This is a genomic window from Enterococcus sp. DIV1298c (genome assembly GCF_017316315.1).
Taxonomy (GTDB): Bacteria; Bacillota; Bacilli; order Lactobacillales; family Enterococcaceae; genus Enterococcus_B; species Enterococcus_B mangumiae.
This window is the reverse complement of sequence record NZ_JAFLWG010000041.1, coordinates 1-25,186: the sequence shown is the minus strand read 5'-3', so window position 1 is coordinate 25,186 and position 25,186 is coordinate 1. Positions and strand designations below refer to the sequence as shown.

At 38.4% G+C, this 25,186-nt stretch carries 25 protein-coding genes and 1 pseudogene; 18 read left to right on the top strand and 8 right to left on the bottom strand.

Features of this window, described 5'->3' with window-relative positions:
• Nucleotide 1 precedes the first annotated feature (1 nt).
• From JZO83_RS09920 to JZO83_RS09890, 7 genes and pseudogenes are all read left to right on the top strand, one after another.
• On the top strand, nt 2–1,081 hold the full coding sequence (locus JZO83_RS09920; protein WP_207115645.1) for a prephenate dehydrogenase: 1,080 nt from the start codon (nt 2–4) through the stop codon (nt 1,079–1,081).
• Between the two features lie 4 nt (nt 1,082–1,085).
• Nucleotides 1,086–2,369 carry a 3-phosphoshikimate 1-carboxyvinyltransferase gene (aroA, locus tag JZO83_RS09915; protein ID WP_206855458.1) on the top strand — a complete coding sequence of 428 codons (1,284 nt, stop codon included), beginning with the start codon at nt 1,086–1,088 and terminating at the stop codon, nt 2,367–2,369.
• Entirely contained in the window at nt 2,369–2,875 is a 507-nt protein-coding gene (locus JZO83_RS09910) for a shikimate kinase (RefSeq protein WP_206855459.1), read from the top strand. Before aroA ends, JZO83_RS09910 begins: the two co-directional genes overlap by 1 nt.
• The gene (pheA, locus tag JZO83_RS09905; RefSeq protein ID WP_206855460.1) at nt 2,872–3,738 is read left to right on the top strand and encodes a prephenate dehydratase; all 867 of its coding nucleotides are present in this window, start codon (nt 2,872–2,874) and stop codon (nt 3,736–3,738) included. The genes JZO83_RS09910 and pheA overlap by 4 nt, the downstream gene beginning before the upstream one ends.
• A gap of 291 nt (nt 3,739–4,029) precedes the next feature.
• Nucleotides 4,030–4,484, top strand: a pseudogene (locus tag JZO83_RS09900) (type II toxin-antitoxin system HicB family antitoxin).
• Nucleotides 4,485–4,609: 125 nt separating this feature from the next.
• A complete protein-coding gene (locus tag JZO83_RS09895; RefSeq protein ID WP_206855461.1) occupies nt 4,610–5,119 on the top strand; it encodes a type 1 glutamine amidotransferase domain-containing protein in 510 nt (169 codons plus the stop codon).
• Between the two features lie 344 nt (nt 5,120–5,463).
• On the top strand, nt 5,464–5,790 hold the full coding sequence (locus tag JZO83_RS09890) for an arsenic metallochaperone ArsD family protein (RefSeq protein ID WP_206855462.1): 327 nt from the start codon (nt 5,464–5,466) through the stop codon (nt 5,788–5,790).
• Nucleotides 5,791–5,899: 109 nt separating this feature from the next.
• Here the strand turns inward: JZO83_RS09890 and JZO83_RS09885 are convergent, their stop codons facing one another.
• Together JZO83_RS09885 and JZO83_RS09880 are read right to left on the bottom strand one after the other, a co-directional pair.
• Nucleotides 5,900–7,066 (bottom strand): galactokinase, encoded by a 1,167-nt coding sequence (locus tag JZO83_RS09885; protein WP_206855463.1) that lies wholly within the window; start codon nt 7,064–7,066, stop codon nt 5,900–5,902.
• A complete protein-coding gene (locus tag JZO83_RS09880; protein WP_206855464.1) occupies nt 7,066–8,103 on the bottom strand; it encodes an aldose epimerase family protein in 1,038 nt (345 codons plus the stop codon). Before JZO83_RS09880 ends, JZO83_RS09885 begins: the two co-directional genes overlap by 1 nt.
• A 238-nt stretch (nt 8,104–8,341) precedes the next feature.
• Here JZO83_RS09880 and JZO83_RS09875 point away from each other — a divergent pair, with 238 nt between their 5' ends.
• The 6 genes from JZO83_RS09875 (at nt 8,342) to JZO83_RS09850 (ending at nt 13,019) form a co-directional block, all read left to right on the top strand.
• Nucleotides 8,342–9,247 (top strand): AraC family transcriptional regulator, encoded by a 906-nt coding sequence (locus JZO83_RS09875; protein ID WP_207115644.1) that lies wholly within the window; start codon nt 8,342–8,344, stop codon nt 9,245–9,247.
• A gap of 69 nt (nt 9,248–9,316) precedes the next feature.
• Nucleotides 9,317–9,994, top strand: coding sequence for an NAD(P)H-dependent oxidoreductase (locus JZO83_RS09870; RefSeq protein ID WP_207115643.1), 678 nt, complete (start codon nt 9,317–9,319; stop codon nt 9,992–9,994).
• Nucleotides 9,991–10,161, top strand: a complete 171-nt coding sequence (locus JZO83_RS09865; RefSeq protein WP_207115642.1) for a hypothetical protein — start codon at nt 9,991–9,993, stop codon at nt 10,159–10,161. The genes JZO83_RS09870 and JZO83_RS09865 overlap by 4 nt, the downstream gene beginning before the upstream one ends.
• A gap of 121 nt (nt 10,162–10,282) precedes the next feature.
• Nucleotides 10,283–11,182 carry a LysM peptidoglycan-binding domain-containing protein gene (locus JZO83_RS09860; RefSeq protein WP_207115641.1) on the top strand — a complete coding sequence of 300 codons (900 nt, stop codon included), beginning with the start codon at nt 10,283–10,285 and terminating at the stop codon, nt 11,180–11,182.
• A 187-nt stretch (nt 11,183–11,369) separates the two neighbouring features.
• Nucleotides 11,370–12,077 (top strand): GntR family transcriptional regulator, encoded by a 708-nt coding sequence (locus tag JZO83_RS09855; RefSeq protein ID WP_207115640.1) that lies wholly within the window; start codon nt 11,370–11,372, stop codon nt 12,075–12,077.
• A gap of 714 nt (nt 12,078–12,791) precedes the next feature.
• On the top strand, nt 12,792–13,019 hold the full coding sequence (locus JZO83_RS09850) for a hypothetical protein (RefSeq protein ID WP_242542572.1): 228 nt from the start codon (nt 12,792–12,794) through the stop codon (nt 13,017–13,019).
• A 453-nt stretch (nt 13,020–13,472) separates the two neighbouring features.
• Here JZO83_RS09850 and JZO83_RS09835 read toward each other — a convergent pair whose 3' ends face one another.
• Complete coding sequence (locus JZO83_RS09835) at nt 13,473–14,672, bottom strand: enolase C-terminal domain-like protein (protein ID WP_207115639.1); 1,200 nt, start codon at nt 14,670–14,672, stop codon at nt 13,473–13,475.
• A gap of 1,034 nt (nt 14,673–15,706) precedes the next feature.
• On the opposite strand from JZO83_RS09835, the gene JZO83_RS09830 reads away from it, so the two are divergent.
• Both JZO83_RS09830 and JZO83_RS09825 read left to right on the top strand, forming a co-directional pair.
• Nucleotides 15,707–17,536, top strand: coding sequence for a glucose PTS transporter subunit IIA (locus JZO83_RS09830; protein ID WP_207115638.1), 1,830 nt, complete (start codon nt 15,707–15,709; stop codon nt 17,534–17,536).
• A gap of 400 nt (nt 17,537–17,936) precedes the next feature.
• On the top strand, nt 17,937–18,218 hold the full coding sequence (locus JZO83_RS09825) for a hypothetical protein (RefSeq protein ID WP_206855484.1): 282 nt from the start codon (nt 17,937–17,939) through the stop codon (nt 18,216–18,218).
• A gap of 149 nt (nt 18,219–18,367) precedes the next feature.
• Here JZO83_RS09825 and JZO83_RS09820 read toward each other — a convergent pair whose 3' ends face one another.
• Nucleotides 18,368–18,724 (bottom strand): helix-turn-helix domain-containing protein, encoded by a 357-nt coding sequence (locus tag JZO83_RS09820; protein ID WP_206855486.1) that lies wholly within the window; start codon nt 18,722–18,724, stop codon nt 18,368–18,370.
• A 204-nt stretch (nt 18,725–18,928) separates the two neighbouring features.
• Between JZO83_RS09820 and JZO83_RS09815 the strand changes: the two genes are divergently transcribed.
• The 3 genes from JZO83_RS09815 to JZO83_RS09805 all read left to right on the top strand — a co-directional run bounded on the left by JZO83_RS09815 (nt 18,929) and on the right by JZO83_RS09805 (nt 21,875).
• Nucleotides 18,929–20,068: an S-(hydroxymethyl)glutathione dehydrogenase/class III alcohol dehydrogenase gene (locus JZO83_RS09815; RefSeq protein WP_206855488.1), complete on the top strand. Its 1,140-nt coding sequence runs from the start codon at nt 18,929–18,931 to the stop codon at nt 20,066–20,068.
• Nucleotides 20,049–20,891 carry an S-formylglutathione hydrolase gene (fghA, locus tag JZO83_RS09810; RefSeq protein ID WP_206855491.1) on the top strand — a complete coding sequence of 281 codons (843 nt, stop codon included), beginning with the start codon at nt 20,049–20,051 and terminating at the stop codon, nt 20,889–20,891. Before JZO83_RS09815 ends, fghA begins: the two co-directional genes overlap by 20 nt.
• Before the next feature lie 387 nt (nt 20,892–21,278).
• Complete coding sequence (locus JZO83_RS09805; RefSeq protein WP_206855492.1) at nt 21,279–21,875, top strand: YitT family protein; 597 nt, start codon at nt 21,279–21,281, stop codon at nt 21,873–21,875.
• Between the two features lie 259 nt (nt 21,876–22,134).
• Here JZO83_RS09805 and JZO83_RS09800 read toward each other — a convergent pair whose 3' ends face one another.
• From JZO83_RS09800 to JZO83_RS14495, 4 genes are all read right to left on the bottom strand, one after another.
• The gene (locus tag JZO83_RS09800) at nt 22,135–22,641 is read right to left on the bottom strand and encodes a VOC family protein (RefSeq protein ID WP_206855494.1); all 507 of its coding nucleotides are present in this window, start codon (nt 22,639–22,641) and stop codon (nt 22,135–22,137) included.
• A gap of 246 nt (nt 22,642–22,887) precedes the next feature.
• Nucleotides 22,888–23,469, bottom strand: a complete 582-nt coding sequence (locus tag JZO83_RS09795; protein ID WP_207115637.1) for an ABC transporter ATP-binding protein — start codon at nt 23,467–23,469, stop codon at nt 22,888–22,890.
• A complete protein-coding gene (locus tag JZO83_RS09790; protein WP_206855505.1) occupies nt 23,466–23,834 on the bottom strand; it encodes a GntR family transcriptional regulator in 369 nt (122 codons plus the stop codon). Before JZO83_RS09790 ends, JZO83_RS09795 begins: the two co-directional genes overlap by 4 nt.
• Nucleotides 23,835–24,764: 930 nt before the next feature.
• Complete coding sequence (locus JZO83_RS14495) at nt 24,765–24,893, bottom strand: hypothetical protein (protein WP_277990900.1); 129 nt, start codon at nt 24,891–24,893, stop codon at nt 24,765–24,767.
• Nucleotides 24,894–25,186: the final 293 nt, after the last annotated feature.

The following is a 25,186-nucleotide window of genomic DNA, read 5'->3' as shown; positions in this document are numbered from 1 at the left end:
TATGAAGAAAAAGGTATTTGTCTTAGGTTTAGGTCTGATTGGTGCTTCGCTTTGTCGGGCAATCAAAGGATCAAATGTGACGCTTTACGGATGGGATCATTCTGAAGAAACAAGAAAAATTGCAGAGGAAGTCCAACTAGTCGATCATCTCGTGTCTGGGATCGAAGAAGCGAGTCAAATGGATGTCATTTTACTCGCGGTCCCTGTACAAGTTAGTTTGGATTATTTGCAACGCTTAGCGACACTTCCGTTAAAGGAATCTGTATTGGTCAGTGATACGGGCAGTACGAAAGCGGCAATCATGACTGCGGCTAAAGAATTACCTTTTACTTTTATTGGTGGTCATCCAATGGCAGGCTCACATAAATCAGGAGTCAAAGCCGGCAATCCCAATTTGTTTGAGGAAGCCTACTATATATTGACCAATGATCATGAGAGTGACCGCGTGGATGAATTGATGGAACTACTGGAACCGACGCGAGCAAAATTTGTTTTGATGGAAGCAACAAATCATGACGAAATCGTCGGTGTCTTGAGCCATCTGCCCCATATCGTGGCTGCTGGGTTGGTACAAACAAGCGATGCGCTCAATCAAAAACATCCAAGAGCATCGCAACTTGCAGCGGGAGGCTTTCGGGATATTACTCGAATTGCTTCTTCGGACCCTAAAATGTGGACAGATATCTTACTGACGAATCAAGAAATCATGCTGTCCTTATTAGCAGAGTGGCAATCCTCCATGGAAACGTTGAAAACACAACTTGAAAAAAATGATGAGTATGCGATCCATCGTTTTTTTGCACAAGCCAAGCAAATAAGAGACCAGTTGCCGAAGAAACGGCAAGGAACGATTCCGGCATTTTATGATCTATATGTCGATATCCCGGATATTTCCGGTGCAGTCGCCAAGGTGACTACAGCATTAAGTCAAGCAGATATTTCAATCATCAATTTAAAAATACAAGAAACTAGAGAAGATATTTTCGGAGTCCTTGAATTATCCTTCAAAAATCAAGCAGATTTGGAAAAAGGACAAGCATTGATTCAAGCGGAAAATTTTCACTGTTGGATCAGGAGTTGAGACAATGAAATTACTTAACGCAACACATGGGATCAAAGGAGAACTAACAGTTCCAGCAGATAAGTCGATTTCTCATCGCAGTATCATGTTCGGTGCGATCAGTCACGGAAAAACAACGGTGACGAACTTTTTAAAAGCAGAAGATTGTTTGAGTACGATTTCCGTATTCAAACAACTAGGAGTAAAAATAGTCGAAGAAGAAGAGCAAATCCATATCTATGGTCATGGCGTAGAGGGATTACAAACGCCAGCCGAGCGATTAGATGCAGGTAATTCTGGGACCACGATCCGCTTGCTTTTAGGGATTTTAGCCGGCAGTCAGGTTTCAGCAGAAGTGTCTGGAGACGACTCATTGAATCGTCGACCAATGGGAAGAGTGATGGATCCTTTACGAGAAATGGGTGCAGATCTTAAAGGCATCGAACATCCCGATCTACCACCGTTACGAGTGACTGGTGCTTCTTTGAAACCAATTGAATATGAGATGCCAATTGCCAGTGCGCAAGTCAAATCAGCGATTTTATTTGCGGCACTCCAAGCAGATGGCGAGACAACGATCATCGAAAAAGAAAAATCACGGAATCATACAGAAGAAATGATCAAACAGTTTGGTGGAAAAATCACGGTAGAAGATAAAGTGATCACAATCTCTGGCGGACAACGCTTAGTTGGACAAAACGTGGCGGTGCCTGGTGACATTTCTTCAGCAGCTTTTTATCTCGTTGCTGCAAGTATTTTGCCAAATAGCGAAGTGCTACTGAAACAAGTGGGGATCAATCCGACACGAACAGGGATTTTAGATGTGCTGAACGACATGGGTGCTTCCATCCAAGAAATGCAGATTGATCAACAAAATCAAGCCGCTGACTTAATGGTACGTTCTGCCAAATTACAGGCATGTACGATCGAAGGAGAAATCATTCCTCGATTGATCGATGAACTGCCAATTTTGGCATTAGCTGCGACACAAGCACAAGGAACGACGATCATCGGAGATGCGCAAGAATTAAAAGTCAAAGAAACGAATCGCATCGATGCGACAGCGGAAGAATTGATAAAAATGGGCGCATCTATTGAAACAACAGAAGACGGCATGATCATTCATGGTCCAACACCTCTACATGGGGCAACTGTTGATAGTCATGGCGATCATCGCATTGGCATGATGCTACAGATTGCTGCATTATTGACCGATGAACCAGTTGAATTGAACCATCCGGAAGCGGTAAATATTTCTTATCCCGAATTCTTTACGGATCTAGCTAGTCTGATCAAGGAGAAAAACTAATGGCTGCAATTGTACTGATCGGTTTTATGGGCGCCGGTAAAACAACGATCAGTCGAAAGCTATCAATGCAGCTAAAGAAACCATTGATCGATATGGATACAAAACTAGTCGAAGGATTTGGCTGTTCGATCAGTCAGTATTTTGAATTACATGGCGAAGCTGCCTTCAGACAAGAAGAAACGAAGCTGTTGCAAACATCATTGCAAGAAGAAGCGATCATTGCGACAGGTGGCGGCGTGATTTTACAAGAAGAAAATCAGCGTTTACTGGCAGATCATCTGGTCGTTTACTTAAAAGCTGATCCCAATCTTTTGGTCAAACGTATCCGCCAAGACCACAAACAAGCCCGGCCATTGGCACTTGAAAAAGACGATGCAGAGTTGAAAGAGTTGTTTTTCTCGCGAAAAAAACACTATGAAACAGTAGCAGATCTTACGATAGAAACAACCGGTAAATCACCAGCAGAAGTTGTCTCAGAAATCATAAAGCAGGTGATGAATCGATGAAAATTGGTTATCTCGGTCCAAAAGGTTCCTTCACATATAGTGCCGTAAAAAATTATTTCAACGAAGGCGATTGGTTTCCTTATCAAGCATTAACGAATTTGATCGATGCGCAGATCGCACATGAGGTGGATTATGCGATGGTCCCGATCGAAAATTCTATCGAAGGGTCCGTTTTACCGACGTTGGACCATGTTTACGAAACTTTGCCAACGATCCAAGGCGAAATCGTTTTGCCGATCAAGCAACAATTGATGGTCCATCCTGAGCATCAACAGACGTGGCAAGAAGTAACAAAAATCTGTAGTCATCCACAAGCATTGGCACAATCTCAAGTCTTTTTGAAACAACAGTTTCCTGACGTGGAAATCGAACAAATGGGGTCGACCGCACAAGGCGCCCAACAAGTTGCTGAGCATCCCGAACAAAAAATAGCGGCAATCGGACCTAAAGAAGCCGCTGAACAGTTTGGCTTGACCATCGTTCAACAAGATATCCAATCGATCCGCAACAATGAAACCCGTTTTTGGCTATTAGGTTCCTCGCCGATTGCATCTAAGTTACCGGTCAATGCACATAAAGCAACTTTATTTGTAGATTTACCAGAAAATCGACCAGGTGCTTTGTATCAAGTACTTGCGGTATTTGCAGAGAAAAACCTTAATTTGACTAAAATCGAATCGCGACCGCAAAAAACCTCATTAGGCGAATACTTTTTCGTGATTGAAGTGGAAATCGAAAAAACAGACCCGAATTTGAACGAAGCAATCAAACTACTGGAACAGCGAGCATTTCCAGTTCAGTTGATTGGGAAATATCCAGTTTATCGCAGTCGTGAGGATAGACAACAGATCCACAGAAAATAAATCAAAGCAGCTAAACGTAGCTAGCTGCTTTGGTTTATTTTTTTATCGAATAATTTCTTTATTGTTTACGTGTTACACGTGCTAATATAGACATATCAATGGGTTTTATGACAATGCCAGTGATACCACAGGAAATGGTTGATTTCCATAGGTGGGATAGGCTCTCATGTAAAAGTGGAAACCGATCAATCATTGTTCCTTCCAAGCTACTAAAGGGATAAAAAAAGCGATATTGAGGCAGGTAGGGTTAAAATAACTCTGTTTCTGCTTCTTAAGAGAGGGGTGGAAAACATGCTTGTTTCATATCCGGCATTATTCTATTTAGAAACAAGTGAAGGTTATGACTCGGGATTTTCTGTTTTCTTTCCAGATTTTTCGGAGATGGCTGGTACAAGCGGATCTGATATTTCTGAAGCAATCGAAAATGCATCTGATTATTTAGGTATCCTTTTGGCGGACGAGATAGAAGAAGAGCGAACGTTACCTGCGCCATCTTTTATCAGTTCATTGTCACTGATAGAGAATAATCCTTTTAAAAATGATGCCGAATTCACATTAGAGTATGATGCTGAAAAGTCATTTATTTCAATGGTCTCTGTTGATTTATCAGAATACTTAGGATCAGAGGAACCTGTAAAAAAACATTAACGATCCCAAAATGGGCAGATAAGTTAGGTAAAGAAATGCATCTGAATTTTTCAAAGACATTGACCGAAGCGATTGTTCGAAAAAAATTAGGTGCGTAACTTTAAAAGGGAAAGTAGCATTTATTCTTTTAAATAAAATAAGTTATAAATCATAAACAGATGATTTGCACACTTTTCTGAAATCCTTTAGGCTAGAATCAAGCGATAAGAAAGGAAGAGGAAAAATGGCAAAAAAAATTGCAGCAATCGTAACTGATTTAGTCGAAGATGTTGAATTAACTTCACCAAAAGAAGCGTTGGAAAATGCAGGGAATGAAGTGACAACGATTGGTTTTGAAGCAAACCAAACAATCAAAGGCAAAAAAGGTGGCGAGTTCACGATCGATCGCAGCATTGATGAAGTTTCTCCTGAAGATTTCGATGCGCTCTTGATCCCAGGAGGTTTTTCACCTGATCAATTACGTAAGGATCAACGTTTTGTTGATTTCGTTACTTACTTCTTGAAAAATGACCAACCGTTATTTGCTATCTGTCATGGTCCACAATTGTTTATCCAAACAGGTCTAACAGAAGGCAGAACGATGACTGCTTACGACACGGTACGTCCAGATGTGGCTTACGCTGGCGCAAATGTCAAAGACGAAGCAGTAGTGATCGATAATCAATTAGTCACTAGCCGTACACCAGATGATTTGCCTGAATTCAACAAAGCAATTGTTGAGATCTTAGGATAAACGACTGAACTCTTAGTAGAGTTGCAAGACAGAATAGTGACACGAGGAATAAAAAAATTTTAGAATGATTGGGACAGAAAGAATGCATATAGCTTCTTTCTGTCTTTTTTTGTGAAAAAGAATTCGCTATTCTGCGAGTGACTAAGTATTTTAGCTAATGATACAATGGTGCGGATCAACGCTAAGAAAATGAAGTATAGTAGAAATGATAGATATCGTTACTATACATTTCCGCCAGCCTTTTGATTAAATCTTTGAAGAATCGTATATTATGCGTATAAACCCCTTGGAGGTGCCGTTGTTGATGCCCTGATAAGAAAATGAAGGAGAGTGGCAATAAAAGAATGATCATTTCATATTATGTATTTGAGCAAGTTGATGATGAAGAACTCTACGTGTTCAAATCATTACATGAAGATTTGGCTACAAAAGAGTTTTATAGTCATACAAAGGGAAAGAAACTAGAAACAAATTTATTTTTTTTGAGTTATTCGATTTTACCTTTTATTGAGAATCCTCAAGTTTTCAATTTATTGCGCACGGGCGATATAAAAAGTTTACAGATCGTTGAAATCGATAACCAAATTGTAAAAACTGGTAGTTACTTAAGTTTGGATGAATTGTCTGAAATAACTGGTATAGGTATGTCTATACAGAGAACCGATTGCTGATTTTTACATTTTTATAGATTATTTAAACGAGATTCAAAATCATGCTTGAATAAAATATGCGCCTGAGTTTGGTAGTTTGCCAAACCCAGACGCGTGTCTTTGTTTTTATTTAAATTTTCGTCGTACCACTTCCAATATGTGCCACATAGAACTCTGGCTCATATCCTACAACCTCTAAATAACGCGCATGAACATTTTCTTTAAAGGCTGGGATCTCCTCTTCTTTGACTAAAGCAATCGCACAGCCGCCAAAGCCTGCTCCGGTCATTCGTGCGCCTAATACACCTGGTTGTGCTTGTGCGGCATCTACAAGTGTGTCTAATTCAATACCTGTGACTTCGTAATCATGACGGAGCGAGTAATGAGAGTCATTCAATAATTGACCAAATGCTTCTAGGTTTCCTTGCTCTAATTCAGCTTTTGCTTTTAGTGTTCGTTGATTTTCAGTGACTGCATGACGTGCACGACGGATCAAGATATCATCACCGATCAAGTCAGTGTTGGCTTCGAAAGTCGCTTCATCCAATTCACCTAATGCTTTGATAGCTAGTTTTGTTTGTAGACGTTTCAAGGCTTCCTCACATTCGCTACGACGTTCATTATATTTTGAATCCGCTAATTCACGTCGTTTGTTTGTGTTCATGATGACCACAGCATAACCATCTAATTTAACTGGCACCATTTCATAGTGTAGTGTATTTGTATCTAGTAAGATTGCCTGATCGACCTCACCAAAACCGATCGCAAATTGATCCATGATCCCTGAATTGACACCAATGAATTCATTTTCTACTTTTTTACCAGTTTGAACGAGTGTCAAACGATCGATGGCTAAATCAAATAGATCTTCCAAAACAATCCCAACTAATAATTCTAATGAGGCGCTACTAGAAAGCCCCGCACCATTTGGGATCGTTCCTTCAATCACCAATTCAAATCCTTGATCGATGGTATAACCTGCTTCTTTTAATTTCAAGATCATTCCTTTGACATAATTTGCCCAGTTGTCTTTTTTATCAAATGTTAAATCATCAAGCGTAAACTCGATCACACCGATTTCTTCGAAGTTTGTTGAGTAGACGACTACCTTATTGTCTTCACGGCGAGCGGCAACTCCGTAAGTGCCATAAGTGATCGATGCAGGAAAGACATGGCCACCATTGTAGTCTGTATGTTCACCGATCAAGTTGATTCTGCCGGGTGAAAAATAATTTGTTGTAGGTTTTTCTCCAAATAATTCATTGAATTTTGTCGTTAAGTGTGTTGGTTTATTCATCATTTTTGTTCCTCTCTTGTTTTAAGTTTGAATTCTGTAATGGTCTCAAATGGTGTTTGAGGTGCCAAAGACATATCGCCAAAGGAAGGATAACGTTCTGCCCCAGGAGCGATTTGTGTTTCAAAGGTGATCCCACCGTGGTCAGCTAGGCGTTTGCCTCGCATTTCAGGTGTATCTTCCCCAAAGTTAGCAGTGAAAATGACGATGCTTGGAGCATCAGTACGGACACTGACTTGGATTGTTTCATCCGGACTCAAGAGCGTAGCAACAGTTTTATCTAACCCTGTTTCCTTTAAGAAGAAGGGATGATCGATACCATCAAATAACTCTTTTTGTGGAAAGTCGCTGGTGAAAACAGTCGACAGTTTTTTTGGTGTTTGGAAATCAAACGGTGTTCCGGTAACTTCGACTTGTTCGCCTGTCGGAATACTGTCTGGTCTTAAAGCGGCAAACGCATGGCTGTTGACCCATAGCGTATGTTCATCGATTGGTTGCGTCACGTCGCCACTCAAGTTGAAGTAAACATGATTTGTTGGATTAAAAAGTGTCAGTTGATCGCTGACTGCTTTCGTTGTCACACGCCAAATATTATCTTCTGTGAGCGTATAGTGGACTTCTACAGATAAGTTCCCGGGAAAACCATGCTCTTGGTCAGGGCTTGTCATGGTAAAGATCACAGTGGCTTCTTGTTCCCCATTAAGGATTTCGTATGACCATGTTTTTTCTTCAAAGCTTGGTGTGCTACCATGTAAGGAATGTCCAGTTGCTGGATCGACAGGTAGTTGGTAGTTCTGACCTGCAAGAGTGAATTTACCTGCATCGATCCGTCCAGCTGTTCGTCCGATCGTTGCTCCGATAAAGGCGTCTTTTTCGAGATATTCTTCTGCTGAATCAAAGCCCAGAACTAATTCTCGGTCATTGAATCTTAAACTGACGATCCGTGCGCCTAAATCAGTGACCGCAAGTGATGTGCCATGTTGATTGGTTAAAGTGATCAATTTAGCGGAAGATCCAAATGTTTTTTCTGTGATATTCATTTTTTCAAGCTTCCTTTCTTTATGAGGCTGAGATATTCGCTGTTTTTTAACAGAATGAGTTCGCTATGATATGCGGTTGAGTAAACCGTTTACATTATCACATAGAAAATGTTTTTGTACTCTTACTTTACCAAGAAATCGCTTACGATAACAGGTATTTCTGTGAGTACTATTTAACTTTTTGTTGCATCTGTAGTAGACTTTAGTCAGAAGACTCTGAAAAAGTAGGTGGCGTAAGTTGGAAAAAGCAATTTTTTTAAAAAATAAACATCAACCATTGTCCAAAGAGCTGTACTTTGATTTTTGTGGATTTTCGAAAACACTTCCATTCCATTCCTTTGGCCCAGCCATCCGTCATGATTATATTTTACATATCGTCATGGAAGGAAAAGGGATCTATCGTGTGAAGGATCGGCAATATCAGTTGAAAAAAGGTGACTTATTTTTGATTCGTCCAGGAGATGCAACCTTTTACTTAGCGGATGGAGAAGAGCCATGGGTGTACAGTTGGATTTCTTTTGGCGGACCCGTGGCAGACAAAATCATCCATCATTCGTTGTTCAAAGAAGATCAATACACCATGGTCTCCTCAGAAATTTCAAAATATGTTGAGATTATTTTAGCATGTATGAATTATTCGCCAGAAAACTTAGCAGATGAATTACAACTGAATGCTTTGACATATCAGCTTTTGGCGCTTCTTCTAGAAGATGGCGGTCATATACGTTTGGGCGAACAGAAAAACTACTCTTCATTGGCAATCGATACGATCCAGTATATCGAAGAACACTATTCGAAACGTCTGACAGTTGAAGCCATCGCACAACACTTGGCTGTCAATCGCAGTCATTTATCGCGGGTGTTCAAAAATCAATTAGGTATCAGTATCAAAGAGTATATGATTGGCGTTCGCATCAATCGAGCCGCATTTCTCTTGTCGTTGACAGAAGAATCAGTTGAAGCAATCGCTTATCAAGTGGGTTTCAATAGTTTGGTCGTATTTAGCCGAATGTTCAAGAAATTCACTGGCGAGACAGCTACCAGTTATCGTAAACGCATGAATAATGAAAAGATAAAAGGGGTTTCCGCAGAACAATTGAAAAAGCAGTTAGAGGAACAAGCCATTATTTCTTGGGCAACCTAAAGAAGCAAGGGCATCGTTTACTGGGTTTTTCTAAGGATATGCTAGACTAGAAAGCGGGAGGAGAAAGTCATGAAAACATTGATTATTGTCAGTCATCCGACAATTGAAACATCGTTGAACCAACAATTTTTTAAAGAAGCTTCCATTCATTTATCTGCTACTTGGCATCATTTAGAAGCTTGCTATCCAGATGGGAAAATTGATCTTCAGACTGAACTTGCTTTATTGAAAGAGCATGATCGGATCATCTTCCAATTTCCTTTTTATTGGTATAGCGCCCCAGCGCATTTGAAAATGTGGCAAGACCAAGTATTGGAATCAGCAACGCAAGTCTTATCAGGTAAGGAACTAGGTATCGTTTTGACAACTGGCGTGAGTGAAAAAGAATATCAAGCAGGTGGGAAAGAAGAATATACGATCTCTGAATTTTTACGTCCCTATCAGCGAATCGCCCATAAATTCCAGATGACCTTTTTGCCTCCGTTTGTCTTGGCACAGTTCATGTACTTGACTGAAGAACAAAGATTTGAACGCTTGATCAGCTATCAGCAATATCTATCGTTAGTTGAGAAACCTTCACTTATCAATCGGATCGATTGGTTTATCGAACGTTTTGCGCAAAACGAAATCATTAAGGAAAAAGAACCCGCAAAGCAACAAATGATTGGGGATATGTTAGAAGAAGCAAAAGAAAATATTGAAGATCTCACATTTATCTTACAGGAGATGAAAGGAAGAAGCTTATGATGGATCAATGGCTGGCAGAACAATTAGCCGAATTAAGTCAACAAGCTGATTATGAAGGAAAAGCGTTACTTCATGAAATGTCACGCTTATTTGTCGAAATCAATGAGCGGATCGAGCAGTTGCAAGGAGAAATCGACGGGGAATCTTGGAATCATCAAAAATGGTGATTTTTCTTCAGCGATAACATAATAAAAAATGTTCATAACACACATTATTTGCTACAATAGGAATATAAGAAAATTGATAACGCTATTTTTTTTGCATAAATAACAGGTGGTGAAACAAAAAATGAATGAAGAAAATGAACAGCGTGGGAATGTTCGATCAGCTCGAAGACAACAACAAAAACAAGAGTCACGCATGCGTATGATAAAAATCGGCGCAGCTGTTGCAGTAGTCTTACTACTGGTTGGTGCAGGGACTGGATTATATCTCCATAGTAGAAATAACGCCAGTGAAAATTCGGCAGCATCGACAAGCGAAACGACTCAATCGACTACAGAATCAACAACTGCTTCATCAGATACTGAATCAACCCAAGAAAGCAGTGAAGCAACAGAACCTTCAGGATCTGTTTCTGAACAACTACAAGCAGTCGTTGCGGATTATTCAAAGAAAATTGAAGAAAGAACACCTGCATTGATTGAAGAGTATCAAGCGGAGATCCAAAACAATCAAGACGGTGTCAATGGACTTTCAGTCATTGCTAATCAAAAAGCAAGAGAACTTCAAGCTTTGTCAGATGAAGGAATCAGTAAATTACGCGGGATGTACCAAGAGGCGCCCAACAAAGAAGGCATTGACTTAGATACGATGATCAATCAGTTGTCTGCAAACTATACAGCACAAGTAGCTAGAATCTCTGATATTTATCTACGGACAAGTGCAGAACTTCAAGCAGCAACTCCTAGCAGTGAATCTTCCTCGGAAGAGACAACTCCGTCGACGGAAGCAACACCAGAAACAACAGAAACGTCAGAGGCACAAGTCAATCAGTACACGGCACAATCAACAGAAGATACGAGCAACCAAGCCAATCAAGCAGCTACAACAGTTGTACGTGAAGGCGAAGGGCCAAATCAAATTGCTCAACGGACTGGCGTACCAGTCGAAACAATCTTGTCATTGAATGGCATGACGATGGATGACTTCTTTTTTAATCCTGGTCAAGAACTACGCTTGAATTAAGCAGATAAAAGAGAGAGCCACATTCAATTTATCAGATGAAGCCACAAAAATTGCTCTTTTTGTCAATTTTTGTGGCTTTTTTGCTCTAAATATTTTTCGTTCTCCGCTGAATCTTTATGAGCGGCTTGTGATCAGCAATTATTTTGTTAAGATAAAGAAGTAAATGTAACACGTAAAGGAGAATCGCATGAAAAAACGAGAATTCATCGTTCAGGATTTATTAAGCAAGATCTATCAAGAAGAATTCAAAGATGGAAAATTACCGAATCAACGGAAACTAGCAGAGATCTATCATGTTTCTCGCTTTACGATCCAACAAGCAATCAAAAATCTAGAAGAAATCGGTATTGTTCGTGTTGTTCAAGGTTCCGGTATCTTTATCCATGAAAAATGGGTCAAGAATCCGTTGATCTTCAATTCTTTGACCCGCACACCTTACGATCGGATCGATTCAAAAATGATTGGGTTAAAAAAAGCACCAGCAACAGCAGATGAACAAAAAATTTTTCAACTCGATGAAGGCGCTGAAGTTTGGACATTTGAACGTATCCGGATCGTGGACTACAAAATCGAGCAGTTAGAGATCTCAAAAATGCCGGTAGCGTTATTTCCAGACCTTTCACAAGAAGTCGTTGAACATTCCATCCAAAAATACGTGGAACAAAAAGGCTATCGAATCTCTCATTATATCACGAGTTACGACCCAATCACGACTTCCAAAGACCAATCGAAAATCTTACTATGTAAACGCGGCACACCAGCCATGCAAATCACGAATCGTGCCATCTTAGAAGATGGGCAAGTCTATGAATACAGCAGTATCATTGCCATCGACTACTCAGTGACATACATCCGGCCCTTTGATCGTGAGATTCATCGGTCGAGGATTGATTGAGGGTTTGCTTAGAATCAAAAATAGCTTAAGAAAAAAATTCCTGTAAAAATGTAGATTTTTTTAAAGAAAAGAAGAAAACATTAAAGGGAATTAGTTGATAGTAATTATGAAGATAGCACTGATGAGACGTAAAACAAAATCATCAGTGCCTTTATAACAACTGCTTGATAAGTGGAGCAAGTTATGATTGTTATTTAAAATAGAAAATATAAAATACAAAAAAATAACTTACAATAAGTAGTAACCAAATGAGTCTTTCAACTATTTGAGCTATTATTGATTGATTATATGTAAAGATAATACCAAATTTATAGTTCCTATTACTGCGTATAAAAAAACTCTGTAAACCTAGAGAGAGCATGATAAGTAACTTTATGATCAGATTCGATAGCTGGTATGATTGATCGTTAGTTGTTAGGAAAAAAGTATACAAAGCTAATAGTTGTAACAACCAAATAACTTGAATAAGTTTACTCCCAAGTTGTGTTTTATTCGGCATAGATGTTCATTCTCCTTGAAATTATTATTGTGATTTAAATTGAGTATATGCCTTTTTTAAGTCAATATTCAATAAGTTTTTAATGAGAACGTGACATTAATTGAAAGATTATGAAGGTCTGAGACACTCTATTGATTTATTTTTATACTAGTATCTTTTACGTTGTAAAATTAGGTTTTACATGTTGAAATTTGTTTTGTAAGGAGTGATAAATGATGATTAATGTAAAAGCTTGTAAAGTAGGGAATTCTATTTCTATTTCAATTCCTAAACAGTATCATGTTGAAGCTGGATCAGAATATGTTGTATATAAATCTAAGAATGGAGGATTAATATTCACACCCAAAATAGAAAATCCATTTTTATCGGATGAACCATTTCCAAAGGATGAAGATGAAGTATGGCAAACAATAGCAAAAGAGGAGATTGAAAAAAATGTATGAACCTCAACAAGGTAATTTGATCTGTCTTAATTTTACGCCTTCTTTTGGCAGGGAAGTAAGAGAGAAGCACCCGCCTTTAGTTGTTTCCTCAAATGCTTACAATAAAAAACGAACTATATTATTGTCTGTCCTGTAACGACTGGGGGGCACAACTTTCCTGGGTATGTTTCTTTGATTGATTATAAGATACGTGGAAGAGTGAATACCACTCAAATTCATAGCTTTGATACTGACCGGATTATTAGTAATGAATTTATTGACCGTCTAAGAGGAGACGATTTTCTCCAAGTCAAACAGATTTTAGATTATTCTTTAGAAATTGATTTTTAAAAACTGTGTTTTACATAAAAAGCTACTAAGATGTACACGTGTATTCATTATTGTAATAATAGGAATACAGCGGACAAAAAAAGCTATCCTTACATGTTTCGTGTAATGATAGCTTTTTTGGGATTACGGTGTTACGATCGTGCCGTCTGGTGTACGGCTTTGCGTCCATTCGTGTGGGCGATAGACAACTGGAAATTCTGCCGCTTGTTCTTCATTGAATGTGACACCGATTCCGCTTTGTTCGATCGGGTAGAAAAAGCCTTTTTCTGGCGCTGGAATATTCCCGAAAAGTTTTTTTGTGTTTTCAGGAACGTCGATGTTTTCCTGGATCGCCGCATTATGCAAGTGGATATTCAAATGCGTATTGACTGCTAGGCCGATCGGCGTGATATCCGATGGCGTATGCCAAGCGATTCGTATCCCCATTGCTTCGCAAAAGTGTGCCAATTTCAAGGCGGGCGTGATGCCGCCGATTTGTGAGACATGCGCACGCATATAGTCGATCTGACGATTGCGAACTAATTCTTTCCATTCCATTGGATTATTGAACAATTCTCCAGTAGCAATCGGTGTCGTCGCTTGACTCCGCAATTGAGCTAACCATTCATTTTGATTTGGCGGTAAAATATCTTCTAAAAAGAACAGATTATACTTCTCTGCTTTTTTCGCAAAGCGTATCGCTTGATTCGGATGCAAGCGTTCGTGTACATCATGCAACATTTGGAAACGATCCCCATATTTGTTTTGGATGTGTTCAAACATCGACAAAGTTGTTTGCATGTAGTCTTCTTGATCAAAATAAGAACCGGCAAGCGGGTTGTCAGGTGTAGCCAAATTCGTTGGATTTCCTCCATAAAAACCTAATTGACATCGGATATAGCGGTATCCTTGTGCGAGAAATGTCTCGATTTCACGATCAAGGTCTTCTAAATTATCTGCGACAGCGTGTGTATACGCAGGGATTGCTGTTCGAGCTTTCCCACCGAATAACTGGTACAATGGCATATCAGCGATTTTTCCTTTAATATCCCAGAGCGCCATATCGACACCGGAAATGGCGTTGTTCGTGATTGGACCATTCCGCCAGTATGAATTGACATTCATGACTTGCCAAAGGTCCTCGATTTGATTCGCGTCGCGCCCAATCAATAAAGGCTTTAAGTATTCTTCTACGACGGTTTGGACAGCTAAAGGACGAAATTGAAAAGTGCCACAACCGAAACCAGTCACGCCTTTATCTGTTTCAACTTTTACGACTAACAAGTTATGACGATCTGGCTTGATAGCGTAACTTTTTATATTTGTAATGATCGTTGGTGTCATTTTTTTCACTCCAATATACATAAATATGAATCATGTGCATCCTCATTGAAACATGGGAAAGAACATCCTGTCAATTTGGTCTAATAAAAACATCCTAACTAAGTAAAAACCAGTCCAATTTTCTCGTTATTTGTTTTAAAACGTTGATATATAAGTATTTTATGTTGTTTTTATATAAAAAGGACTGGTTTTACAAGAAGTGTTCCTCATGCTACTATTTGGGTGAAAGCGGAAACAAGAATGATTGTTTTTTGAGAATAAGGGGGAGAATAACAATTAACTTTATAAAATTAGCGTTAAACTGCTAGATATGGCGTATTTTAGTTTTGAAAAGAGAAAAACGGCGATTGATTTAGTTGAACAACTATCAATGAAGATAAAAAATACTGATTCATGAATTTCTTTTGCCATAAATCAATCTTGGAATCAAAGCTTTATCAGCTGTATCGAATGGTAGTATCTACAAAAACATTGACTAAACGGAAATAAAAAATAAGAAGGTTGAGCGCTTTTGCGTCGGTTACAGCGCAAATTTTCTCAAAATAAGAGAGGTATAAGGAGGGAATTCGATTTGTCAAAACATGTAACATCTATAAATTAGAAAAAAATCGACAGATACAGCGAAAACTAGCAATTCTTTGTCAGAACTATGTCCATTCAACAACGATAGAGATCGCGAAAACCAAACGATCGAAAATGATTGTAGAAACATTGGATATAGGGATAATGATTAAAGATAAGCATTTAGCCAAATTAGTAGTGAAAGTTCTATGGATTTATACAACAGAACAAGATGGTAAAAAGCAGCCTGACTTTAGCGGCTTAACGTACTTTATCTATGAGTTTTTAATCAAATAAAAAACGTAGAATGATAGGATTCGTTGTATCCGAATTGACGCCTGTGGAGTGTTGGACCAAACGAGAGTAGCAAGAGCATAGCGAAATCGGACACGGAGAAACAGGAAATAAACATTGATCTGGCAACTTTTATAGTTGGTTAGAAATATTTATAGATTTTTGGCAACGGAGAACAAGTGAAGCATGAAGAAATAGCAAAACAAATCATACAACACGTAGGTGGAGCAAGTAATATCAACAACGCGTGGCATTGTATGACACGTTTACGGTTTGATTTAAAAGATGAGAAAAAAGTAGACTATGCTGCATTGGAAAAAACACCAAAAGTGGTGGGAACAAAATATCAAAGTGAACAACTGCAAGTTGTGATCGGGACAGAAGTGGCTGATTACTTTGCACCAATTGCGAAAGAATTAGGATTAGATGAAACAAGAGAGCAAAACGAAGGCGAGAAAAAAGGGGTAGTATCTTTATTTATGGATACTGTTTCAGGTGTTTTCGGACCAATCGTGCCAGCGATTGCTGGTGCTGGAATGATCAAAGGATTGATGGCAGGTCTAGTGGCGTTGAATGTCATTTCGAACCAGACCGATACCTATTTGATCATTGACATGATTGCAAGTGGCGTCTTTACTTTCTTGCCATTCTTCGTCGCAGCTTCTGCCGCTCGAATCTTCAAAACAAATCCGTATTTAGCGATTGCGATTGCTGCAACCTTGCAATTTCCAACAATGACGACTGCGGTTGCGGAAGGATCGATTTCTGCTTTTCAATTATTTGGTATTATTCCAGTCCCTGTCTTCAACTACGCTGGGACAGTTATCCCAATCATATTTGCAGTACTAGCGCTCAGCTATATTTACCGTTGGGTGGATAAGCTATTACCACAAGTGTTGCGAACAGTGTTTACACCAACAATTTCATTATTCGTGGCAGGATTATTGACGTTAACGGTGATTGGACCAATCAGTATCCATCTAGGTAATTTATTGGCAACTGGTGTGGCGTGGTTATTCTCTATTTCGCCAGTTTTAGCGGGCATCGTGGTAGGAGCTATTCGCCCAATCGCGATCTTTACTGGCTTACACCATGCAATGACACCGATCGCTTTACAAAACTTTGCCAATCAAGGGTATGACATGTTGATGCCGATGATGTTTATGGCAAATATGGCGATCACTGGTGCGACAGCGGCTATTTACTTGAAAGTGAAATCAAAAGAAGAAAAATCATTAGTATTATCTTCTGCTGTGTCTGGTCTACTGGGGATCACTGAACCTGCGCTTTTCGGGATCTTATCAAAATACAAGAAGGCGTTTATCGCCGCAACAGTCGGTAGTTCGGTTGCTTCGGCGTTTATCAGTTTCTTCGGTGTTCGAATCTACGGCTATATTTTATCAAGTATTTTTAGCTTACCGGCTTATATTGGTCAGTATTTTGTTTTTGCAGTACTTGGCATCGTGATTGCCTTGGTATCTTCTTTTGTCCTCACTTATTTCTTAGTTCCAAACGAACAGGAAGAAGACGCCGAATATACAAACGAAGTCAATCTACACGCAGTGGCTAAGGGGGAATATATTCCTTTAGAAGATGTGCCAGATGAAGTTTTTTCAACAAAGATGATGGGTGATGGTTTTGCAATCGAATCAATCGATGGCGCGATTTTTGCACCTGTCAGCGGAAAAGTCACTACGATTTTTCCTTCCAAGCACGCGTTAGGAATCAAAACAAATAATGGGGTAGAAGTATTAGTCCATATGGGGATCGATACCGTCAATTTGAATGGCGAAGGTTTCGATGTACTTGTAAAGGTTGGTGACCAAGTGACTGTGGACACTAAAATCGCTCAAATGGATTTACCTTATATCCATAGTCAAGGAAAAAAGAGTATGGTCATTGTCGTCATTACAAACATGGACCGCATCGCAAAATTCTCTGGTGAAAGAAACTTAGAAGGGCAACATCAAGCTGGAGCAATCTTGGAACGCGCATTATTGAATGAGTAAATGAAAATCGTATGACCAAGAGAGCATACGCCGTCTTCAAAGATTGGCGTATGTTTTTTTGTTTGCAATTCTATTATTTTTGTATCTATTGTTATCTATATTTTGTATTAAAGTTATTTAATTGATCAAATAAAACATGATGAGATTTTATGGTTCATTAGGTTTTTGGGACTTTGATGATACTTATTTATCAGCTGTATTTTAGAATAATATGAATGTTGATGGTTTGTAATGTAGTGGGAAATGGTATGGTGAATAGGTGGGGATAGGAAAAGGGTAAAAATATTCATTCAGTGTATGGACTCCTTGAGTTGTTTTATTTGATGTTTTTTTAAAAATGAATTAAGCTTATTTTAAGAAGCGGTAAGCGCTTTTAAAATAAGCTTAGGAGGCGATAGGTATGACTAATGTAGACGGAGGGATCACAATCCCGGAATCACCAATGATCACTGATGAACACAAGAAATTGGTAGAAGAAGCCCGTAAAACGTTAATGGACAGTAGTGAAGCGACACCTTTTGCGCTATTAGGGACACAAGTAGTTGCTGGGAAAAACTATTGGATCTTGTGCAAAGTCAACATGCTTGGCCCCACTCAGAGTGAAAAATTAGTGACTTATAAAATCAACAAAAATCTACAAGATGAAGTGACCCTTTTAGAAGCGACAACCTTCGAGTTTTGATTGAGCTGACTTTTTAAACATACTTCCCCACTTTCCCATACAGTCGATAAGAGAAGACATTCATTCTGCTATCAACTATATGGGATTTTTATTGTCTCAAGAACTGCCTCTACTGTGATAGAAAGATCATCTTTCCATTATTTACAGAATCAATCCGCTTTATCCGCCGAAAGACCTTCAACGACTTCATAATAATGATCGCCCCAATCACAGATATGTTGAACGATCGTTGAAAGCTCACGACCGATTTCTGTCAATTGATACTCTACTTTTGGTGGGACTACAGGATAGACTTTACGAGTAAGTAAATGATCCCCTTCTAATTCTCTTAATTGACGGATCAACATGCGTTGGTTGACTTCTGGTAACATTTTCTCAATCTCGCTTAGTCGTAAAATCGGTTGTTGCAAAAAACACCAGATCAAGACGATCTTGTATTTTCCACTAAGCACGTGCATAGCTAAATCTTTTGTATTGGTAAACTCTTTTTCATTATATTGATACATCGTGATCCTCACTTTTTATAAATTATTCGACAGCAATAGTTGCTATTATACAAAGCTCATCAAGGGAAGTAAAGAAATTGAGGATACTGACAAGTTTGTCAGTTTTGTTTCCAACTACAGCCTATGATACGATGAGGGAGAAAGATCGTGGATTCGCTTGATGGCTAAGAACCATCGGAGCAAGACAAGAAAGAAGGAAGAAAATTGAAAAGTAGAGCTGCTGTAGCATTTGAACCTGGAAAACCGTTAGAAATCGTTGAAATCGATGTTGCTGATCCGAAACCGACAGAAGTCATGGTGAAAATTTTGTACACTTCGGTCTGTCATACCGATGCGTTCACGTTATCAGGAGAAGATCCAGAAGGAGTGTTTCCTGCTGTGTTAGGTCATGAAGGAGCAGGGATCGTTGTCAAAGTCGGCGAAGAGGTGTCATCCGTTAAAGTAGGGGATCATGTCATTCCTTTGTATACACCTGAATGTGGCAAATGCGAATTTTGTTTGTCAGGAAAAACTAATTTATGCTCTGCTGTCCGTGAAACGCAAGGAAAAGGTCTGATGCCAGATGGTACGACTCGTTTTTCTTACAAAGGCGAACCAGTTTATCACTATATGGGTACGAGTACATTTAGTGAGTATACCGTCGTCAATGAAATCAATCTGGTAAAAATCACAGAAGATGCACCACTCGATACAGTGCCATTATTAGGGTGTGGCGTCACAACCGGATTAGGTGCTGTAGAAAACACTGCGAAGGTTGAAGAAGGGGCTGTTACAGCTGTTTTTGGTCTAGGAGCGATTGGTTTAGCGGTGATCCAAGGACTGAAAAAAGCCAATGCCAAACGGATCATTGCCATCGATATGAATCCTGAAAAATGGCCGTTAGCGCAAAAAATGGGCGCAACAGACTTCATTGATCCTAAGACACATGATCGTCCGATCCAAGAAGTCATCGTCGAAATGACGCAAGGCGGCGTGGATTATAGTTTTGAGTGTATCGGAAATGTGGAAGTCATGCGTGCCGCACTTGAAGCCTGTCATAAAGGTTGGGGCGAAAGTATCATTATCGGTGTGGCGGGCGCTGGAAAAGAAATCCACACGCGTCCATTCCAACTGGTAACTGGTCGTGTTTGGCGTGGTTCTGCTTTTGGTGGAGTCAAAGGACGAAGCCAATTACCAGCTATGGTGGAAGAGTACTTGAACGGGGAGATCGATTTAGATTCATTCATCACCCATCGTTTAGATTTCACACAAATCAATGAATCACTTGAGCTATTGCATCGTGGAGAATCGATTCGAACGATGCTCACTTATGGAGGTGACACAGATGGAACTACAGAAAATTGAGGCACATCGGTCATTTGGCGGACAGCAAATCAAATACCGTCATGTGTCAAAAACACTACATTGTGAGATGACATTTAGTGTGTATGTACCAGAAACGACTGATGAAAATCAAAAAATCCCACTTATTTGGTGGTTAGCAGGTTTAACAAGTACAGATGATAACTTCAGTATCAAAGGTGGGTTCCAACGATATGCTGCCGAACAACAGATTGCATTCGTCATGCCGGACACATCACCACGAGGAGATGCTGCTGACAGTGAGGATTGGGATCTCGGTCAAGGAGCGGGTTTTTACTTGAATGCGACACAAGAACCGTGGAAAAAAGACTTCCAAATGTACGACTATCTTACAAAAGAGCTGTCCGAGATCATCTACTCTTTAATCCCAAACCTTTCTGGGAAAGAAAGTATCATGGGGCATTCGATGGGCGGGCATGGTTCGTTGGTGATCGGTCTAAAAAATCCAGCACGCTTTACTTCAATCTCTGCTTTTGCGCCAATCTCAAACCCTTCAAACGTACCATGGGGACAAAAAGCATTTACTGCGTATCTTGGTACTGACCGAGCGACATGGCGGGAATGGGATGCAACGGAATTGATCAAAAATGAAAGAGTTAGTTATCCACCGATCTTGATCACACAAGGAACAGCTGATCCATTTTATGAAGTACAACTCAACGAAGACGCATTTTTAACGGCGGCAGAATCAGCGAAACATGAAGTTATGTATCAAAAAGAAGATGGTTATGATCATAGCTATTTCACCATTGCTACGTTTGTGGAACAACATATCGCTTTTCATGCAAGTTATTTGAAACAGTAAAGAGCTCATTGTAAGAGAAAAAATACCCGTTAGGTGAACGAGCAACTAACTGAAAAATCAGAAGAAGACAGAAAGATGCAACTATAAGCAATAAGCAGTGAAACGCGAAATTTTATTGGAGAGATACCTATTTAGTTTGATCATATCGTGTACCAAACCACGAAAGCCAATCAGCAAAAGTAGTTTTGCCGGATAAAAAACTAGTTTCAATTGTTTCTATGGATGTAATTCTGTGATTCAAAATTAAAAAATAAAATTAACAGGTTTACTTTTTAGAATAGATGTGTTAACTTAATTAAAGTTTCGGAGGATCCAAAGGGATTAGATAAGAATATTCTTATCTAATCCCTTTTTGTGTTCTTACATTAAAAATATTAGGAGGCTTATATGAAAAATCTATTCAAATATTTAACGATCACTTTGGGGCTATTACTACTTTCAATTAGTATAAATATGTTTTTTGGCCCACATTACATTGCTGCTGGAGGGACAAGCGGTCTAGGAATTTTACTTGAATACCTTATTCAAGTGGATCGTTCACTTATAGTACTTGCTTTAAATTCACTTATGTTGCTATTAGCAATCATTTATTTAGGAAAAAAATTATTTATAAAAGTTTTATATGGTAGTTTAGTTCTACCGTTATTATTAACCTATGTACCTAAAATAATGTTTACTGAAAATAAAATTGCATCGATCGTTTTGGGTAGTTTGATTTTTTCTATAGGGATGTCCATTGTTTATTCACAAAATTCTTCTAGTGGAGGAACTTCGATTCCACCAATCATTTTAAAAAAATATTTTAATATAAAACTCTCTACAGGCTTATTTTTCATAGATGGGATAGTCATACTACTGAACTGGAGTATTTTTGGTTTCGATCAATTTTTACTTGCGTTGTCCTCGAATATTCTAGTTTTCCTAGTGATGAATCTATTCTCTAAGATTTCCTATAAATCGATTGAGAATAGACAAACTTCTTAGAGATAGATATTTTGGTTATTATTGGGGCTTAGGGGACGCTGTGCAGTTCTTTGACAACTTTTAATTAGTACTGAAAACGTAAGGTAATCAACATCCGTTTCGGTGAAATGGTATGCGAGCTGTTTGAAACAGTGAGTAGCTGAAATGTAGCTGGACACCATTCGGTTAGATGAACGTGGGAAAATAGCAATCCAACAACTCGCATATAAAGTGATTGGATTGCCTAGTTGAGTTATCTTTTATTCGAATGTTTGACCGTTTACTGTTTCAGAAACTGCTTTTGAATCGTTTCTATTGAGTCCCCGAAGCGTTCAGCGATTTCTGAAAGGCTCAATCCTTGCGCATAGAGACGATCGAAGACACTCTGGATGCTTTCTGAAACTTCAACAATATGTTTGTCATAATCATAAAAACGAAAAACTTTTTGCCCCCAGTCATATTCCAACGCATCATGGATCACTTCGATTCCTGGATCAGAAGTGATTTTTTTCACCCAATCCTCTAAGTTTTCTACTTCAAAGTATAATTGGAAATTGTTTGGTTGAGATGTTACTTTCAGATGCCTACCAGTAGCTCTTTCTGCTTGATCGCCAGCAACGATTTTAATATAGGCATCTTTATCATACAGCGTAAAGCCGTCTTCAAATTCGATCATGTCTTCCACTGCACTAATCACTTCTAGACCTAAAACATTTTCATAGAAATCTCTGGATCGCTTGATATCAGCAGTCGTAAGTAAGAACCCTTGCCATTTGATTGTATTCATAAGTTCATCTCCCTTCACTTGATAGACACACTATAGCATGAGGATTTTGGACTGTATTGTAAAAACACGACATCTCACTTCGCTCACGATGTACCATTTAATCAAAAGGTTGTGCTTTGATCTCTTTACAAAGCTGGACAAATTCGAGTGGTGTGAAGCCGATATGTTTTTTGAAATCTTTGATCAAATGAGATTGATCGTAGTAATGCAAATCAAGTAAATCTTTTTCAGTCGTGTGAGCGTTGGTCAGTATTTAATTTCTTCAATCAAATGAGTTGAAATCACGAACGTGCATAATCGTTGTTGATAAACTTCGATCAAATAGGAATAAAATAAGTCGCGATGTGTGGCATCCAGACCTAAAACGGGTTCATCGAGAAAAATATATTCACAAGGAACGGATAGGGCGATGATCAATTTTGTGATCGTGCGGTAACCTGTTGATAGCTTCTTGAATCTCTGATCGGCTTTTAAACCGAATTTATGTAGCATTTCTTTAGCAAGCGCCCAATCAAATGTCCCATAAAAGCGCTCAGTGATTTTAAATAGTTCTTTTATTTTAAAAAAAGAGGGGAATAGATTATCTTCGCTCATCAAGTATAGATGATTTAACGAAGCTTCACTCTCCGAGATAGATGTACCATCTAATAGGATTTCTCCTGATGTAGCGAAACTCCGATTATTGATAATGTTCAATAGTGTGCTTTTTCCAGCACCATTTCTTCCTAATAAACCATAGATTTTTCCTTGTTCAAATTGAATGGAAACATTATCTAGAACGCTTTCATTTTGCTGGTTTTTACTTATGGATTTGACAACTAAGCTCATTCATCATACCCTCTTTCAATTAACTCTTTTAGTTGTTCAGCACTAATACCGATTTTTTTTGCTTCTATAATCAAATCCGAAACTTCTTTATTTAAAAATTCTTCTTTTCGCTGTTGACGAATTTTTTCTTGTGCACCAGGCAAAACAAACATACCTAGACCACGTTTCTTTTCAATCAAATGTTCAGCTACTAATAAGTTCATACCTTTTAGAACAGTTGCTGGGTTTAGGTGATAAACTTTGGCGATTTCTGTAGTTGAAGGAATCTGTGTGCCTTCTGGATAAGAGTTGTTAAGTATTCCCTCAGAAATTTGATTGGCAACTTGTTGAAATAACGGTTTGTCTCCTGAAAAATCAAATTGCATGTTTACACCTCACTACACCTGTTAACTACTTATTCAATTAACTATACAGGCTTGTGATTGCTCTGTCAATTCAGGCTATAAGCGGAAGTGGAAAAATAATTACCACTGTTAACCCCTTTGATAAACCATTTTAACGATGTGAAAATCTGCTAAATAGAGAACTATTTTTTATCTATATATATAGTAGAAAAAATATCAGAACTTCTCACGAGTAATGTAGAAGTTCTGATATTTTTTTATGGTTTACTCGATAAATCGATGGAAAGACGGAAGAGTGATTCCAAAATTTTACTAAATCACCAAAGTTTGACTTAATGATTTTCTCTCGCAAATTTATTTGAACCTTCTGTTTATAGAAAGAAATCGAGGAGTGAGGATACTTGATTCTATGTAACTTTCGATTAGTTTGGCTAGATTCTTAAAATGAGTAGTCGATAGGTTAGAAAGGAAGAGAGAATATGATGTTAGCAAGTTTCAAAAGTATTGATTTCTTTCACTCAAAAGAAGCATGGTCGAATAGAGGTGGTATTTCTGAAAACAAATATGCAACAATGACGGGTATCTATGGCTGCCTTTGTTCGGTGATTAAGAAGTGTTCATTCTCTTTTGTTCAATCATATTTAGCCATAAAACGGATGATCAAGAAAACTTGATTTACAAGGAACAAAAATCGGCAACCGATTTTATAATGTGAAGCTAACCAATTAACAAGGTTCTGATTTTTTTACCTAAGTTAAATGTACTGAGTATTTTGTCAGCAATAAATCAATCAAAAAAGATAAAAGTCTTCATAAATCATAAAAAAATCAAATGATCAGTAAGATGTTTTTTCGCATGGCGAATCCATTTTATTAAGAGAGTATTTTCTATAACCGATGGAACTTTTTAAGACATTTCCCGCTAGATGTAAAGAAGATTCACTAGTTGAGATTATTCGGCAGTGTACCTTTGCTCGATCAGACCGTCACTCCATTCTGGATAAAAATCGGCTTGAGTAATTTTGTTGCTACCAAATCCTTTACTTAGTACTTGAACTACTACAGTCTTTACTCGATCCAACTTTCCATTTGTTCTCCAAGCTGAACCTTACAACTTTTTGTTAGATATATTATATTCATTGGTGCCCCTCCTAGTATTTTATTGTCGCGATTAGTTAACTACTCATGTAACTAACTATATAAGTAAAATCCTTTTGTGTCAACTAAAAAAAGAATACTGTTGCTGATTTGTGTTGTTAAAACATTATATGATTCCTGAATTTATTGATATTACTAGCTTGTTTATGATATATTACGTGTTATTTTATTAACGATTCGCTCTGTCTTTAAAAAAATGCAGTTTTTTTATTGAAG